The organism is Actinophytocola sediminis, from assembly GCF_054779715.1.
In genome coordinates this window covers 175,890-192,624 of sequence record NZ_BAAGXS010000019.1, presented here as the reverse complement: position 1 = coordinate 192,624, position 16,735 = coordinate 175,890, and the positions used below count along the sequence as shown (strand labels likewise).

Genomic DNA, 16,735 nt, shown 5'->3' with positions numbered 1-16,735 from the left:
TTTGTTGTAGTGGCAGGGTTGGGTCGTCGGCGCGGCGAGCGCGGACGCGAGGAGGCGTTCGAGTGGGCCGACGAACCGAACGGCACCGAGGCGCGCAGACACAGGCCGAGCGTCCACCCTTCGTCGACCGGCACGGGACGCTCGCGTCGCTGGTCGCCAGCGTCAGCGAACCGGCTGTCGTGCTGGTGTCCGGCGAGGCGGGAGCCGGCAAGTCGCGCCTGGTGGCCGAGCTGCGCGAGGTGCGCCCGTCGCTGGTCGGCCGTTGCTACCGGCTGCGGGACCCCTTCCCCCTTGGCCCCATCGTGCACGTACTGCGGGCGTTGCCCGAGCGCGCGCTGCGTGGTCTCCCCGCGTCGGCGGGCGCGCTGCTGCTGCTCGTGCCGGAGCTGGCGGCCTCCCTGCCGCCCTTGCCCGCGGGCGCACAGGACCCGAGGGTGCTGTCCCATCTCATGTTCCGGGGCATCGAGGCGGCCCTTCGTGCGGCGGGGCCGGCCGTCCTGGTGATCGAGGACGCGCACTGGATCGACGAACAGACCCTGGAGCTGCTCGACTTCCTCGTCAGCGATCCCGTCCCCTGGCTGTCGGTGGTGGTGACGTTCCGGAACGGCGAGGTCGATCCCGCGGTGCCGGCCCTGGCCGCTCGCGCCGGCGAGTCGTTGCCCGTCTCCAGGATCACCCTGTCCAGATGGGACGTCGCGGGCACCGGCCAGCTCGCGGCCGCGATGCTGGGTATCGAGCGGGTGAGCCCGGAGTTCGCCGAACACCTGTGGCAGCGTGCCTCCGGCCTGCCGTTGGCTATCAGGGAACTGGTCGGCCTGCTCGTCGAGCGGGGCACCGTCGCCATGCACGACGGTGAGATGATGCGCCGCGGTCTCGACGAGCTCGAGGTCCCGGCCGGTCTGCGTGATCCGGTACTCGAGCGGGTTTCCCGGCTCCCCCGGGACGCTCGGGCGCTCGTCGAGGCGGGAGCGGTGCTTCAACGGCCGGCGGATCGCGGCACCCTGGCCGCCGTCGCCCGGCTCCGGGGTGCGCGACTGGCTCGGGGCCTGCTGGCGGCGGAGACGTCCGGTCTCCTGGTCGAACACGAAGGCGCCTACGAGGTGTCGCATGTACTGGCCGCCGAGGCCGTCCACGGCGTGCTCTCCACCGTGCGTCGGGAGATCCTCCACCGGCGGGCGGCCACGGCACTGAGGTCGGCGAAGCCGTGTCCGCTGTCGCGGATCGCCCACCACGAGCGGGAGGCTCGGGTCGCGGCGTGGCCGGACACCGCGGAGGCGGCCGCGAACCAGGCGCTCGTGGCAGGCGATGACGAGGCGGTGATCGTCGCGCTCGAGCCGGTGCTACTGGAGTCGTCGGTGCCGGCGGCGCAACGCGCCCGTGCGTTGGTGATGGCGGCGAGGGCGTCGATCCACTCACCGCGCGGGGTTGGGCTGCTGGGTGTGTTCGAGGCGGAAGTGGCGCGGGACGATGGTTGTCTGGACTCCGACAGTCGGGTGCGGGTCGCGGCCAACCTGAGCCAGGTGATGCACTTCAACTTCTGCGACGCCACCGTGGGGACCAATCTGCGTGCGCTGGCCACGGCCGAGGGCGTGTCCGACGATGCCGGACTCACGACCGAGGCGCTCGTGCTCACCAGATGGCTACCCGGGCGGTCGACCGAGGAGATCGAGGACGCCGCCGCCGACCTCGAGGCGCGGTGCCGGGTCGCGGACCTCGGCGACGGTCGGCGGTGGCAACTGCGCATGATGATCGACGAGGCGCGCCTGTTCACCGGACGCACGAACCCACACCAGTTGGACACCCACCGCACCTACGGGCCGCCGACGGACCGCAACACGTTCATTGGGCACCTGAGCCTGATCGAGATCGCCGCGACCGCCGGCGACCTCGCCTTCGCCACGCGGCTACTGGACCTGTGCGACGCCGTCGACGACCCGAGTATCGTTCCGTCGCCAGAGCACGGGAGGATCGCCACGATCCGGCTGGAGGTCGACTTCCTCTGTGGACACTGGGCCGACCTGTTGCGGGAGAACGGCGACGTGCGGCCGGCCCTGAGCTCCACACCCAGCGTTCGGCTCAACGAGGACGCGTGCTCGGCGGCACTGAGCCTCGCCGTGAAAGGCCCCACCGCCGAGACCGTCGAGAAGCTCGACCGGGTGCTGGCGGTCGCGGCCGCGGGCAGCCTGCACGACGCGCTGGTGCTGGCGCTCACCCCGCGGATCCGCGCGGCGCTCGCCACCGGGGAGACCGCGGACCTGCCCGGTGTGGACCGGTTCCTCGCGGCGGTGTCCGACCACGCGATCATCCCCTGTCTGTACCAGGCGCTGCCCGAGGTGACCGCGCTGCTGCTCGCCCGTGGAGAAGGCGACCGTGCACAACGGACGGTGGCCGTGTTCGCCGGCGAGGCCGAGCGCATCCACGCGCCGTTGGCGCCGGCGGCGGTCAGCCACGCCCGTGGCCTGCTCGAGCTGGCTGGTGACTCCCGGAGCACGCGGGCCAGCGAACTCCTCGGCTCGGCGGCCGACCGCTACGGCGAGATCGCGATGACCTACGAGGCGGCGCGGGCACGACAGCTGACCGCACGGGTTCTGCCCGGCACCGACCCGATGGCCGAACAGCTGATGGCCCTGGCCATGCGAACCTTCCGCGAGCTGGGCGCCACCTGGGACCTCGATCGTGCCCGCCAGACGGCGCGGACCAGGGGGTGGACGGTGCCCGGCCCGGCACGGGTCGGCCGGCCCGCCTACGGCGGAGAACTGTCGCCACGGGAGCGTGACGTCGCCGAACTGGCCGCCCAGGGCCTGACCAACGACGAGATCGCCCAACGGCTGTACGTGTCGGTGCACACGGTGCGCAAGCAGGTGGCCGCCGCGCTGCACAAGCTCGGGCTCGACTCGCGCCGCCAGCTCGCGCGGCACCTCGCCGGCACCGGCTGAGGGCTTTTTTGGGCCGGTGTGGCCCATGGTGGGTCAGGCGCCCCGTTCCTAGCCTGATCAGCATGGTCCACCACCCATCCGAGGGGGACGAGGAGCCCGACGAACCGCTCCGGTCACCGGATGCCGTCGACAACGCAGACAACGCCGACAACCGTCCCGGTGGGACACCGGGAGCGGTCGACCCAACACGCGCTGACGACCGGACCGCAGAACACCGCAGGCGTGACGGCTGGTTCCCGGTGTGAGCCGGAAACCCTTCAGTACCCACGGTTCAGAGCGAAAGTGAGAGTTCTCCATGAGAGCGTCACCGATATCCCGGTCGCGAACGGCGGTGGTCGCGTTCGTGCTCGTGCTGGGCAGCGTGCTGGCCACGACACCGGCCGCCACCGCCGCACCGCAGGCGGATCCGGACGTGGCCGCGCTGGCGAAGGTCGAGGACACGCTGGAGCGGAGGTTCGCGAACGCGCCCGGTAAGCCGCAGGACTTCCTGGTGTCCTTCCAGGACCGGGCGGATCTGGCCGCCGCCAGCCGAACCGCCGACTGGGACGAACGCGGACAGGCCGTCGTGACGGCGCTGCGCCGGACGGCCGAGGCCAGCCAGGCCGAAGTGACGACCATGCTGCGCGCCCGCGGCGTCGACTTCGAGTCCTACTGGATCTCCAACGCCGTGCTGGTGCGCGAGGGCACCCGGGACGTCGCCACCGCACTGGCCGCACGTTCGGAGGTCATGCGGCTGGTGGCGCCGAGGACCTACGACATCCCCGCCCCGGTCGAGCAGGCGCCGGCCAGCCCCGCGCCCCAGGGCGTCGAGTGGGGTGTCGCCAACATCAACGCCGACGACGTCTGGGCGTCGGGCATCGACGGCAACGGCATCGTCATCGCGAACGTCGACACCGGCGTCGAATACCACCATCCAGCGTTGCGCGACCAGTACCGCGGCCTCAGCGCCGACGGTAGGTTCTCCCACGACTACAACTGGTTCGACGCCGCCGGCCTGTGCACGTTCGCCCCGTGCGACAAGAACGGGCACGGCACGCACACCATGGGCACGATGGTCGGTGACGACGGCGCCGGCAACCAGATCGGGGTCGCGCCCGGTGCCAAGTGGATCGCAGCCAACGGCTGCGACCCCTGCACGATCCAGAACCTCCTGGCCGCCGGCCAGTGGATGCTGGCCCCCACCCGGCTCGACGGCACCGAGGCAGACCCGTCGAAACGGCCGAACATCATCAACAACTCGTGGGGCACGACCGAACCGTCGTTCGACCGTTGGTACGACGACGTCGCAGGCGCGTGGGACGCCTCGGGCATCTTCTCGGTCTGGGCCAACGGCAACAACGGCCCCGGCTGTGTCACCTCCGGCTCGCCGGGCTCGCTCACCGAGCGCTACTCGGTCGGCGCCTACGACGTGAACAACACGATCGCGAGCTTCTCCTCGCGGGGTGCGGGCGAGGACGGCGCCATCAAGCCCAACATCGCGGCCCCCGGGGTGAACGTCCGCTCCAGCGTGCTGAGTCCCAACCACGGTTACGCGTCCTACAACGGCACCTCCATGGCCGCGCCGCACGTCGCCGGGGCGATCGCCCTGCTGTGGTCGGCCACGCCGAGCTTCGTCGGTGCCCTGCCGACCACTCGCAACCTGCTCGACGTGTCCGCTCGGGACACCGAGGACCTGCAGTGTGGCGGCACCGCCCAGAACAACAACGTCTTCGGCGAGGGCCGGCTCGACGCCCAAGCCCTGCTGGCCAACCGCAGGATCGGCACCGTGTCCGGCACGGTGACCGACGAGTCCGGCGCACCGATCGCCGGGGCGCGGGTCGAGCTGACGGGCGGGACGCCCGAGCTACCCGTCCAGCGCACCGAGGAGACCGGCTCGGACGGCACCTACCGGCTCGGCCTGCCGGTCGGTGAGTACGACGCCACGGCCACCGCCTACGGCTACCTGGGTGACCAGGCGGACGTGAGCGTCACGCTGGACACCACGACGGTGCGGGACTTCACGCTCACCGCGGCACCGATGGTCACGGTCTCCGGCCGGGTCAGCGACGGGTCCGGGCACGGCTGGCCGGTGCACGCGGCGCTGACGTTCCCCGGATACCCCGCCAACCCGGTGTACACCGACCCGGCGACCGGCGACTACAGCCTGCGGCTGCCCGCGACCGAGTACGAGGTCACCGTCGACCCGGTCGACGATGGCTACGCGACGAGCACCAGCCTGTTGCGCCCCGAGGGCGCCGACATCCGGTTCGACCAGCAGGTGACCGTCGATCCCGAGGCGTGCGTCGCACCGGGCTACGGGTGGAACGGTGCGGAAACCAGGTTCACCTACTGGGACGGCGCCACCGCGCTGGATGGCTGGCAGCTCACCGGCAAGGGCGGGACGTGGCGGTTCGACAACCCAGCACAACGGCCCCAGCCGGGACTGGACAACGGTTTCGCGATCGCCGACCCCGCCGCCGAGGACACCAGGTCGATGTCCACGACGCTGACCTCCGCGCCCGTGGACCTCAGTGGACAGACCGATCCCGTGCTGAGCTTCGACACCAGGTACCTGGGAGCCGCGCGTCAGCAGGCGGCGGTGGAGTACTCGACGGACGGTCGCCGCTGGCGTCCACTGTGGACTGCCGGTACCGCGTCGGTCTTCGGGCCGAGGTCGGTGCCCATTGCACAGGCCGCACAGGTACGGATCCGGCTCACCTTCACCGGTCGTGGCGGTGGCTACTGGGCGGTCGACAACCTGTTCGTCGGCACCCGTACCTGCGTGCCGCACGCGGGTGGGCTGCTGATCGGCGAGGTGACCGACGAGTCAGGAAAGCCGTTGCTCGGCACGGAGATCCGGGTCGCCGACAGGTCAGAGACCTACGCCATCAGCCGCGAGTTCCCCGACGACGCGCACTCCCCGGACGCCGCCCGCTACCGGCTGTTCGTGCCGACGGGGTCCACCCGGGTCACCGCCACCCGCGACGACCACGCCTCGGTGACCGACGACGTGACGGTCGCCCGCGACCGGGTCACCATCCACGACTTCCAGCTCCACCCGGAGGCCTGACATGCGACGTACACCACCCAGACCTGGCGCCAGGCGCCGAATCCTCGTGGCCGCGGCCGTGCTCGGCCTCGCCACGACCGGCACCGTCGACGCCTCCGCCGAACAATCCCCCGGCGCGCTGACCCTCGACGAGCCGAGCACCGCCGTCCTGCTTGGCGACCGCACGGTCACCCTGCTCACCGGAGAGCGGATGACCGTGAGCAGCGACCCCGGCGGCCGCCTGTCGGTGACCCCGATCGGCGCCGGGAGCGTGCCGTCCTCGGCCGACCGCCCGGCGAGCGCAGCCGACGTTCAGGTCACGGGCATTGAGGCGCCGGGCAAACCCGTGGTGCTCAGCGCGGTGCCACCGTCGGCGACCGCGTTGGTGGACGCCGGTGTCGTCGACCGTCGACTGTTCGACCTCAACGCCCTCGCCACCGGCGGGTTCGGCGAGGCGACCACCCCGGTCACGGTGCACTTCGCCGGGGTGACGCCCTCGGCCGACGCGCAGCGGTTGGCCGAGGCGTTGCCTGGCTCCAGCTATGTGTCCGGCACCGCCACCTCCGGGCGGGCCACCGTGTCCGTCCCGGTCGGCGACAGCGAGAAGTTCTGGGACGCCGTCACCACACCGCGGTCCTTCGACCCGGCCACCCCGCAGGGCCAGGCGTGGGCGCACAACCGCGACGGTGCCCCCCGGGACCTGGCCGATGGCCTGGCCGGCCTGACCCTCGACGGCGCACCCTTGGCGATCGCGCCGGCCAGTACCGTCCCCACCTACACCCTCACCGTGCGGCTGCACGCCAGCGCGGATCCGGCTCGGTGGTCATGGGGCGACCAGGCCGGTGTCTCCTTCAGCACGGTGTCGGCCCCGCTCATCGGGGTCACCGGCCCCAAGGCCGCCAATCTGGTCAACCCCAGCTTCGCCTGTCTCGGGGACAAGCCGCAGTGCGCCACCGTGGTCATGACCTACGCGGTCCCGGTCGGGGTCTACTACCTGCACGCGCACTTCGGCGACCGGCGCGACACGCTGACCCACACCACCTACTTCCACGAGCCCGAGGTGGCGGTGAACAGTGACCGCGTGATCGACCTCCACATGGACGACGGTATGTGGATCGACCCGCGCACTCCCCGGCCGAGCGATCCCATGGGCTACGGCCTCGACTCCATGCGGACCCTTCCGGATGGTCTGCGCATCTACAACATCGCCACGTCCAACGCCGACAACAACAGGACCGGCTACTACCTCGCTCCCACCAAGCGGCCGGCGCGCACCGGGGCGTTCAACATGCAGGTCACCAGCGAGTGGCACGAGCCGTATGTCACCCTCACGACCGACCGTGGCCTGAATCTGCGCGCGGCCTACCCGAACGCATCCGGGCACGTCGTGGGGGTGGCCGACCATCGTCCCCAGCTCAGCCTCCGCAACACCAGCCTCGGCGTGGTCGACGTCGGAACCGGTACCCCGGCCGACTTCGCGGCCGTCGACGTCAGGGGCAAACTCGCGGTCCTCGGCGCTGATCCGGACCAGCAGGTCGCGTGTGGCGTGGAGAAGCAGGTGATGGACCGGGCGATCGCCGCCGGGGCGACCGCCGTCGTCTTCGATCCTCGGACCGACAGCAACCCGATCGGTACGTGCGACATCTTCCACTCGGTGCCTGTCGTGGAGGACGGACATTCGTCCACATCGGACCTGCCGCTGATCTCCGTCATGCCGGACGAGGCGCGCCAACTTCGCGAGCAGCTCGCCCAACGACGGGTCACGATCCGCGTCGACAGCCCCGGCCACGCGGCCATGGGCTACCTGTACGAACTCGGCCAACACTTCAGCGGGGGCGTGCCGGCGACCATCGACCAGACCGTCTCCGCGCGGGGGTTGGCGACGCGGAACACGATCCTGCACAGCCCCGCCGGGAAGGGGAACGTCCTGGGGCTGCACGCCTTCAGCCCTGGCTTCAACCTGTCGGTCAACTGGGCGATGGAACTGGCCCCCCTCCAGACGCCAGGACGATCGGTGACCGAGTACGTGTCGACGTCACCGGACGTGCGCTGGCGGCGAAGCTGGACCAGGTTCGACACCGCGCTCGCCGAGGGCTCGGAGAAGGTCACGGAGAGCGTCCGGACGCCCGACAAGCGAACCGAGAGGTGGTTCAACCCGTCGCAGTCCGTCGGACCGGTGGCCCTTCCCGACGATCTCGGTTCCTGGACCGACTGGTCCTACTGCAACTTCTGCCGCAAGGGTGACGTGCTGTCGCCGCTGACCGCCGTCAACCATCCCGAGCCCAACCACGAGAGTGGGATGGGATGGTTGCCCGAGACGGTGCTCACCGACGGCGACGGCCAGCCGGTACCCCTGAACACCGACGACCCCGCCCGGCCGGTCTTCCGGCTCGCCGCCCAGGAGCAGCAGTACACGCTGGAGAGCACGATGCCCGGCGGTCACTGGTTCCAGTGGCGGTTCCGGTCCGGACAGGTCACCGGCAACCAGATGCCGCCCGGCACCATCTGTCTGGACGACCATTCCGGTGTGGACTGTGGGGCGCCGCAGCCGTTGATCTACCTGCGGTACGTCGCCCCCGTCGACGCCACGAACACCGCCGCCGCACGATCCCGGCACACGGTCACCGTCACCCCGTACCACCAGGCCACCGACGCCCCGGCGATCCGTGAGGTGGCCACCCAGGTCAGCTTCGACGGCGGCACCACCTGGACGGACGCCAGTACGCGGTCGAACCGGGACGGCACCTGGTCGGCGACCTTCACCGTGCCGGCCCTCGCCGACACCGACGGCCACGTCACCCTCCGCACCACCGCCACCGACGAGGACGACAACAGCACCACCCAACTCCGCACCAACGCCTACGCCCTGCGTTAACCCGAGAACAGGAGTCGCTCTCCGCCGACGCCGTGCCGGTCTGGCTGGTCCAGACCGGCACGGCGTCGCCTTCGTGACCGGTGGCGAGAGGTGACCTCGGCCAGAGGATCTCAGTTGCGCAGGTTCCATTGTTGGTTCGTGCCGCCGTGGCAGGACCAGAGGTGGATCAGTGTGCCGTTCGCGGTCGCGTTGCCGCTGGCGTCGAGGCACAGCCCGGACTGCACGCCGGTGATGGTGCCGTTGGCGTTCAGGTTCCACTGCTGGTTGGTGCCGCCATGGCAGTCCCAGATGACCGCCGCGGTGCCGTTGGCGGTTCCCTGCCCCGAAGCGTCAAGACACCTGTCGCCGTTGGTGAGTGTCCTGCTCGCCGTGTAGGTCCACCGCTGGCCGGTGCCGCCGTTGCAGTCCCACAGCCGGGCCTGCGTGCCGTTGGCCGTGCTCCCGAGATCGACGCAGCGACCCGACTGGCCGCCCACGATCGTGCCGGTCTGCGGGTTGCCGCCGCCCTGCCGCCGAACGATCGAGGTCGACTCGGACGACCGAGTCCCCTGCGCGTCCACGATGTAGAGCCGGTAGTCACCGGACGCCGTCGGTACGTCGATGGTTGCCGCGCTGCCGCTTGCCCTGGTCATCGTCGGGCCGGCGACGAAGTTGGTCGTACCCTGCGGAGCCAGCCAGACCGTCCTGGTCGGATCGCCGGCGCCGCGGATCGGAATCGAGGTCCCGCTGGCGCCGACGAACGTGCTGGCCGGCAGGACGTAGTTCGGCAGGGAGACGTTGCCCTGCGGGACGATGTCCCGATACGAATCCTCAAGTCCGGAGTTCACGGCGATGCTGTAGGCCGGCGCCGGCCAGACATAGTCGGCGGAGACGATGATGTCCTCGATGGTGCTGTTCGGCAGGTTCTTGTTGGAGACCTTGTTGATCGGCCCGTAGGTCCGCGTGATGCTCAGGTCGTGCTTGCGCCCGAAGTCGTCGGAATTGATCAGCCACGTGACGTTCTGGTCCACGCTCAGGATGTTGTCGCGGAAGCTGATGTGCGCCGACCCTTCGTCCGGGTGAAGTCCGTACCTGTGGCCGGCCGGAACACCATGAAGATAGTTGTCGTTGATGGTGGTTCCCGGCTGATCACCCAGCGTGTAGATGGGCGCCGTGTCGTTGAGGCGCTGCACCGTGTCGATGATGTGGTTGTGGCTGATGGTGTTGTTCCGTGCCGTGGTGGTCGGCCGGCCGGGCGCGACCGAGCCGGACGATCCGTCGAAGTTCCACCAGCCCCACCCGAGTGTTATGCCCGCCCAGGGAGCTTTCTCGATCCGGTTGTGCTGGATCGTCAGGGTGTCCACGAAGTATGCCGAGATGGGACTGTGCGAGTTGAACAACACCCCGGTGTCGTGGAGGTAGTTGTTCTTGATCTCGATGTTCTTGGGAAGTCCTTCGACCTGGACGGGATACTTCTCGCGGTTCGTCGCGGTGTGGTCCCCGATGAAGACGTGCTGTGGATGACCGACGACGACGGCGGAACCGGCGATGTCGTTCGTGTGGTTTCCGATCAACTTCGTGTTCTGCACGTCGTTGACCATGCTGATTCCGTCGACGCCGGTGTGCTGGATCAGATTGCGATGCAGTTCGATCCCGTCGGCGTTCTCCAGCTGGACGATACCCGGCGGAGTGTCGACGTTGCGGTAGTAGTAGATGTGGAAGTTTCCCTTGACGTACGCGGAGTTGCCGAGGTTGCCCTGCTGAGCCTGCTTGAACACGGAACCGGCCACGGTGAACAGGTTCCAGTCGGAGTGCTGCACCGTGAGGCCGGAGAACGTCAGGTTCCGCACGTGGTTACTCGTGGACGTGCCCGCGACCCGGAGCACGGTGGACACGTTGTTCGGCGCATGGACCGCCGCCGTCGTCATGTCCTCGGAGTTGGCCTTGTAGTAGTACACCACCTGGCTTGCCTTGTCGAAGTAGAACTCGCCAGGTGAGTCCAGGAACTCGTAGGCGTTCATGATCTTGTGGCTGCCGCCGATCTGGAAGTTGCCGTTGAACGCTCCTTGGGCGATCGCCCCGCCCGGTTGCTGGAACAGCGCCACCCGGCTCGCGCCGTCAGCGCTCGTGGCGACCTGGCGGACTCCCACGATGGCCGTCGTCCACGTCGTCGCCGTTTCGATTTCCAGATCGTCGTGATTACCGGCGATGGCGGGCAGGTCGGCCAGGTTGTACCTGGCCCCGTCACACTGCGAACCCGATTCCCACGCCCAGGGCGCCTGTCCCGCGGTGACGTTGTACGTGCCGTAGCACCCCTGTGAGTTGATCGTCCTGGATGCCATGAACGCCCGCTTGTCATTGACATAGAGCGCCCGCAGCTTGTTGGCACGATTGAGCGGAGCCTTCCAGATACTGCCGTTGTGCTGTGTCCAGCCGGTTACCTGAACGCCAGCGCTCAGCACCGGCTTCTCGTCCTGGTACGCGGCGTAGGTGACCCGGTACCCGTTCGTGCCCGAGTCGCTCGGCGTGAATTCTATCGTGTTGCCTACTGGATAGTTTCCCCCACGCAGGTGGACCTGAATGTCGCCGGACATGTTCGCATTGATCGTGCGAACGGTGTCCCGCGCGTGCTGTACCGTTTTGAACGGCGCTGTAATCGTCCCGGGATTGGCGTCGTCGCCGTTGGGAGCGACGTAGAAGGTTGCCTGGACGGCGGCCGATGCCGGGACAGGAGCTGAGAAGGTCAGCATCGCGGCGAACACCGCGAGCGCCACCAACGATCTTCCAGCGATCATGACTGGTTTCACTTCTGTTCCTTCGTGGTTACGAGATACCGGGTCGGCTATGCTCTTGCCCAGCGTTGGTTGGTGCCGGCGTGGCAGTTCCAGACGTTGACGGCGGCGCCGTTGGCCGTACTCGAGTTGCTGACATCGAGGCACAGTCCATTCTGGACGTTGCTGACCGTGCCGTTGGTGTTGAGGGTCCATTGTTGGTTGGTGGCGCCGTTGCAGTCCCAGATCCGTGCCCGGGTCCCGGCCGCGGCGCCGCTTGGCACCTCCAGGCACTTGCCCATCACCTGTAGTGCCTGACCGCTCAGGGTGATCTGCTGGTTGGCGTTGGTGTGGCAGTCCCAGATGATCATCTGGCTCCCGTTGGCGGTGCTCGCGGCGTTGACGTCCAGGCACCGGCCGGAGCCCTCGCCACGCAACCGGAAGGTGGGCGACGGCGGGGGTGGGTCCTCTCCGGTGAAGAACTGCCACACCTCGTTCTTGACCCAGCTCCGTGCGCCACTCTCACAGCCCGCGCACCCGTCCACGGGACCTTGTTGATGGCCACCGTCGAAGGGCGCCCAGACAACCGGATATCCGGCCTGGCATCCCGAGTAGGCCGTGCTGATGTGCGTCAGGCTGCCCGCCCCTGGCTCTGGCGGGTTCTGGGCGGCACAGCCGTTGTTCCTGACGAACCGGTCACGCAGCGCCCGCCCGGAACCGATGTTGTCGTTGATGCCGTGGATCCCCATGTACGCGATGGGCTGAGTGCCGCCACTACACCCACTGAGCTCTCGAGGGGCGCCGATGACCGCGACCGCACGGAAAGAGGTCGCCCGGGCGCACGCGATCGCGTAGCTCATCGCGCCGCCGTAGCTGAAGCCAAGAGCGAACCGCTGCGTCGTGTCGACACAGAGACCGGCCTCGATCATGCGCATCATGTCGTCGACGAAGGTCAGATCCTCGCCACCGGAGTTGGCCCAGCCGTTGTTGAGGCCCTGGGGCGCCACGAAGATGGCGGTGTCGTTCGCCAACCGCCGCAGCCCGTAGTGGGCGTAGACGTCTCCGTCGGTCCCGCCGCCGGCGACCTGTTGCATCGTGCCGCCCAACCAGTGGAACCCGAACACCAACCGGTGCTGGCGGGTGTTGTCATAGTTGCCGGGAACACTCAGGATGAACTGCCGACCCTTACCCCCGCTCTGAATCGTGTGCGTACCACTCTGCAACGTCGGAGCCTGACCACAACCCGCCGACGCGGCAAGAGCGCCGACATCTCTGGCCGCGGGTGCCGGCCCGGCCTCCGCGACGCTCGCACCGGTGAGTGCCAGCGCGGCGGCGGCGACCAGCGTCCACCATCGCCGGGAACGGTTACTGCCATGTCTCATGGGCGTACTCCCAGTCTCTGCTCATGTCTCCGGTTGGTTGATCACTTGTTGAGCGCGCGCGCAACGATTTGGGAGCGCTCCCAGGCAGACGCGCGAAGCACCAAGGACGCCAATGGACTCAGCGGACCTAACGGCCCCAGGGCCGCCAGTTCTGGTTGTCCATGCGGCTGCTGTGGCAGCAGGGACGGGGTACACGAATCACCCGGCGAACCGCGGGCCTGTCCACACGGGAAGGGACAGCCGGACCGACAGTCGGGTGTCGGGACCAGGTAGGCGCTCCGGCGAGATCGGCCGGGGCGCGCCCCGCCTTCATCGGCAGGTCAGCCGCGGGCCGGTCGGCGAGCGCGCAGGGAACAGTTCGTCGTTGAACCATGAGGACTCCCGAACAGCGTCGAAGCGGTTCGACCCGTCGATTACGGTACGCGACCAGCCGCTAACAGCGCAATGCTTCAGGCTTATCAGAGGTCGATGTTTCGTACTCATCGCCCGGCAGCGGCTCGACACCGAGATAGCGTTTCTGCTCCCCTGGGCCGGCCACCAGCTCCGCCGAGGTGGTCTCAGCCGCGACCCACCTGACCGCATCACGATCACGCTCGGCGGCGAGAAGCGTGGCTGAGGTTCCCCCGGGTCGCAAGCGTCGGTCGTACACGCGTGGATCCGGCGGGCGTCCTTCCACTCGGGCAGCAGCTCGCCGCGGATCGCGGGTACCGCGTCCTGACCGTCCACATTGGGTGCGGTGAAGCGGTTGGCGCGGCCGCCGGCCCGATCGTGGATTTGCACCACCGGGTGAATCTCGGCCGTGGGCGGGGGAGATTGATTGACCGTCCGGATATACGCGGGATACGAAATAAGGGGCGCGGGGTGGATCCGGGGCGGGCACCTGGGTTCTGAAGTCGGGTCTGTTGCCGATCTCGGATTTCCACGACAGCGCGGCCGCCGTGGGGCGCCCGATCAACTACGGGGCCTCGCCGCGTGGACTTATGCCCGTATCGCGGAGAAGGAGGGCATGGAGCCCGAGGACGGCGCGCCCGGCCGGCCGATCCGCCGCCCTCGTCGCGAAAGCCACGTGAACTGGTCGCCACGCCATCGGAGGACTTCGACACATCCCGTCATCAGCACTGCGACGTAAGGAAGATCATGACTCAACACCTGGCCTCCGCGCCGATTCTTCTCAACAACGTCCGCGTGTTCAACGCCGGCGACCTCCACGACGACCTCCACGCCGCGCTGACCGAGCCGACGTCGGTACTCATCCGGAACCGAAGGATCGCGGCGATCGGCAGGCCAGAGAGGCGGCCGGAGGCGTTGGTCGTCGAGGGCGGCGAGCGGGTGCTCATACCGGGCCTGTGTGACGCGCACGTGCACCTTTTCGCGGCCGGGACGACCCAGGCGGAGCTGATCACCGGGGCCACGGGAATGAACTACTACAACGCGCTCGCCGAGGCCGGGCGGATGCTCATGCGCGGCTTCACCACTGTCCGGGACATGGCCGGCGACGTCGACTCGCTGCGGCGGGTCCTGGACTCCGGCATGTTCCCCGGCCCGCGCGTCTACCCGAGTCAGGCGGCGATCTCCCAGACCTCCGGGCACGGTGATTTCTCCGCCATTTACGAGGATGCGACCACCTTCACCTGCGGGCAGCACCCGCGGGCCGAGCAGATCGGTTTCATGCGGGTCGCCGACGGCCGCGACCAGGTACTGGCGGCGGTGCGCGAACAGCTGAAGAAGGGGGCCGCCCAGATCAAGATCATGGCGGGCGGTGGGGTGTCGTCCGCCTATGACCCGCTGGACGTCCTCCAGTACACGCCGGACGAACTCAGGGCCGCGGTCGAAGCCGCCGAGGACTGGGGCACCTACGTGTCCGCGCACGTCTACAACGACGACGGTATCCACCGCGCGATCGAAGCCGGCATCAAGTCGATCGAACACGGCCACCTCGCCGCCAGCAGCGAGACCATCCAGCTGATGGCGAGCAACGGTGTCTGGCTGAGCACACAGCCCTTCCTCGAGAGTGACCACGAGTACGCCAACGTGGAGAACACCGAGAAGAACCAGGAGGTCTGCGCCGGCGTTGCGAACACCTTCACCTGGGCACGGGACGTGGGCGCGAACATCGCCTTCGGCACCGACCTGCTGCTCGAACCCGAGAAGGCCAGCCTGCAGAACGAGATGCTCACCCGGCTGGCCACCGACTTCGGGTTCAGCCCCACTGAGGCGCTGAGGATCGCCACGTCCGGCAACGCCGCTCTCTTCCGGCTCGCGAAGCAGCGCGACCCCTACAAGGCGTGTCGTCTCGGGGTGATCGAGGTCGGCGCATGGGCCGATGTTCTCCTCGTCGAAGGCGACCCCACCCAGGACCTCACCGTACTGGGCGACCCGGACAACAACCTCGTCGTCATCATCAAGGACGGCCGCATCTACAAGAATCTTCTCGGCTGAGTTCCCCTGCCTCGCTAGCAGTTGGTGGTCTGCGCGGCGATCGGGCGCAGCGACGGGTCGATGTGCACCGCCTGGCGGGCGGTGTCCCAGGCGTTGGTGGCCATCGTGGCCAGGTCGGGGAGGCTCGCGAGCGGTTCCCCCGGCTGGGTGGCCTTGATGTCGGCGGCGAGGGTGTTGAACCGGTTGAGCAGGCCGTCGAGCGGTCGACGCAGGTCGGCGTAGGCACCGCTCAGCGCCGGTGAGGGCGGCGGACCGATCCGATTGAGCTCGGTGACCAGCGCGGCGAGCGGCGTGCGCACCACGTCGATCAGGTTGACCCCCTCGCGCTTGAGATCCTCCAGCGTGTTGCCCGGCTGTGCGGGCGCTGCCACGCCGATCGGGATCCCTTGCAGTTCGGTGCACACCTGTTCCAGCCAGGCGACGGCCGGGTCGGGTGGCGGCGGGGTCGTGGTGGTCGTCGGCGGCGGGGTCGTGGAGGTCGTGCTGGTGGCCGGCGGCGGGGCGCTCACGGGGTCGGCGGCACAGCCGGCCGCGAGTACGGCGGTGACCAGCACGGAGATCACGGTGGCTCGGTTCATTGGCACAGCGGGTTCTCCTCGGCCAGATCGCTGAAGGCGGGGTTGAATTCCAGCCCGGTGGTGGCGGCCAGCATCGAGATCTGCACGACGGTCGACGCGGTGTCCAGGTCGGCCTTCGCCCGCGCGGCGTCGATGAGCACGCGGCCGGCGTCCGCGGCGTCGGCGAGGTCGGCGTAACGCCCGCGGTGCTCGTCGAACGCCTTCACAAGCTCGTCGCCCTCGGGAGGCGGCCCGATCTCACCGAGTTCGGCGACCATGGTCGCGGCGCCGTCGGCCACCGCGGTCGTCCACTGGCTCATGCGGCGCTTCGCCTCCGGCAGGCTGTCGGCGTCGGTGGCCGGGGCCTGTAACAGGACCGGGTCGAGCGCGTGCATCAACTCCACGACGCAGACCCGTGACACCCAGTTCTCCATGGGCGACACAGATGGCGGCGACGTGGTGGAGGTCGGGGGCGGGGAGGCGACGTCGGGGGGCGAGCACCCCGCGAGAGCGATGCCGACAAGCACGGCGTAGACGACTGTCCGGTTCACCCGGACACCATGACCCGACTGGGCCGGGACCGGTCCCCAGCCGCGCGACCCGGTCGGTCGAACCGAACGACCGCCATGGCCTGGTCGTCGAGCACCTTGGGGCGCGGCCAGCGGGTGCCGTCCCAAGCTCATCGTCATATTGGAGAGCGGTGAGCCGAGCCGAGAGGTCTGCGAGGATTCATCCGGTCGAACGCCTCATGGCAGGCGACCATTTGAT

The 16,735-nt window shown here is 69.0% G+C and carries 8 protein-coding genes; 4 read left to right on the top strand and 4 right to left on the bottom strand.

Features of this window, described 5'->3' with window-relative positions; genetic code table 11:
• Positions 1 to 62: 62 nt before the first annotated feature.
• From ACYVIP_RS12670 to ACYVIP_RS12660, 3 genes are all read left to right on the top strand, one after another.
• Positions 63 to 2,936 carry an ATP-binding protein gene (locus ACYVIP_RS12670; protein ID WP_460395530.1) on the top strand — a complete coding sequence of 958 codons (2,874 nt, stop codon included), beginning with the start codon at positions 63 to 65 and terminating at the stop codon, positions 2,934 to 2,936.
• Between the two features lie 295 nt (positions 2,937 to 3,231).
• Complete coding sequence (locus tag ACYVIP_RS12665) at positions 3,232 to 5,985, top strand: S8 family serine peptidase (RefSeq protein ID WP_460395528.1); 2,754 nt, start codon at positions 3,232 to 3,234, stop codon at positions 5,983 to 5,985.
• 1 nt (position 5,986) lies between these two features.
• Positions 5,987 to 8,839 carry a protease-associated domain-containing protein gene (locus ACYVIP_RS12660; RefSeq protein ID WP_460395526.1) on the top strand — a complete coding sequence of 951 codons (2,853 nt, stop codon included), beginning with the start codon at positions 5,987 to 5,989 and terminating at the stop codon, positions 8,837 to 8,839.
• A 110-nt stretch (positions 8,840 to 8,949) separates the two neighbouring features.
• Here ACYVIP_RS12660 and ACYVIP_RS12655 read toward each other — a convergent pair whose 3' ends face one another.
• Both ACYVIP_RS12655 and ACYVIP_RS12650 read right to left on the bottom strand, forming a co-directional pair.
• The gene (locus tag ACYVIP_RS12655; protein WP_460395682.1) at positions 8,950 to 10,746 is read right to left on the bottom strand and encodes an RICIN domain-containing protein; all 1,797 of its coding nucleotides are present in this window, start codon (positions 10,744 to 10,746) and stop codon (positions 8,950 to 8,952) included.
• A 914-nt stretch (positions 10,747 to 11,660) separates the two neighbouring features.
• Entirely contained in the window at positions 11,661 to 12,971 is a 1,311-nt protein-coding gene (locus tag ACYVIP_RS12650; protein ID WP_460395524.1) for a ricin-type beta-trefoil lectin domain protein, read from the bottom strand.
• A gap of 1,137 nt (positions 12,972 to 14,108) precedes the next feature.
• Between ACYVIP_RS12650 and ACYVIP_RS12645 the strand changes: the two genes are divergently transcribed.
• Positions 14,109 to 15,410, top strand: coding sequence for a metal-dependent hydrolase family protein (locus tag ACYVIP_RS12645; protein WP_460395522.1), 1,302 nt, complete (start codon positions 14,109 to 14,111; stop codon positions 15,408 to 15,410).
• Between the two features lie 14 nt (positions 15,411 to 15,424).
• On the opposite strand, the gene ACYVIP_RS12640 is transcribed toward ACYVIP_RS12645, so the two are convergent.
• Together ACYVIP_RS12640 and ACYVIP_RS12635 are read right to left on the bottom strand one after the other, a co-directional pair.
• Positions 15,425 to 15,994 carry a hypothetical protein gene (locus ACYVIP_RS12640; protein ID WP_460395520.1) on the bottom strand — a complete coding sequence of 190 codons (570 nt, stop codon included), beginning with the start codon at positions 15,992 to 15,994 and terminating at the stop codon, positions 15,425 to 15,427.
• Positions 15,985 to 16,518, bottom strand: coding sequence for a hypothetical protein (locus ACYVIP_RS12635; protein ID WP_460395518.1), 534 nt, complete (start codon positions 16,516 to 16,518; stop codon positions 15,985 to 15,987). The genes ACYVIP_RS12640 and ACYVIP_RS12635 overlap by 10 nt, the downstream gene beginning before the upstream one ends.
• Between the last annotated feature and the right edge of the window lie 217 nt (positions 16,519 to 16,735).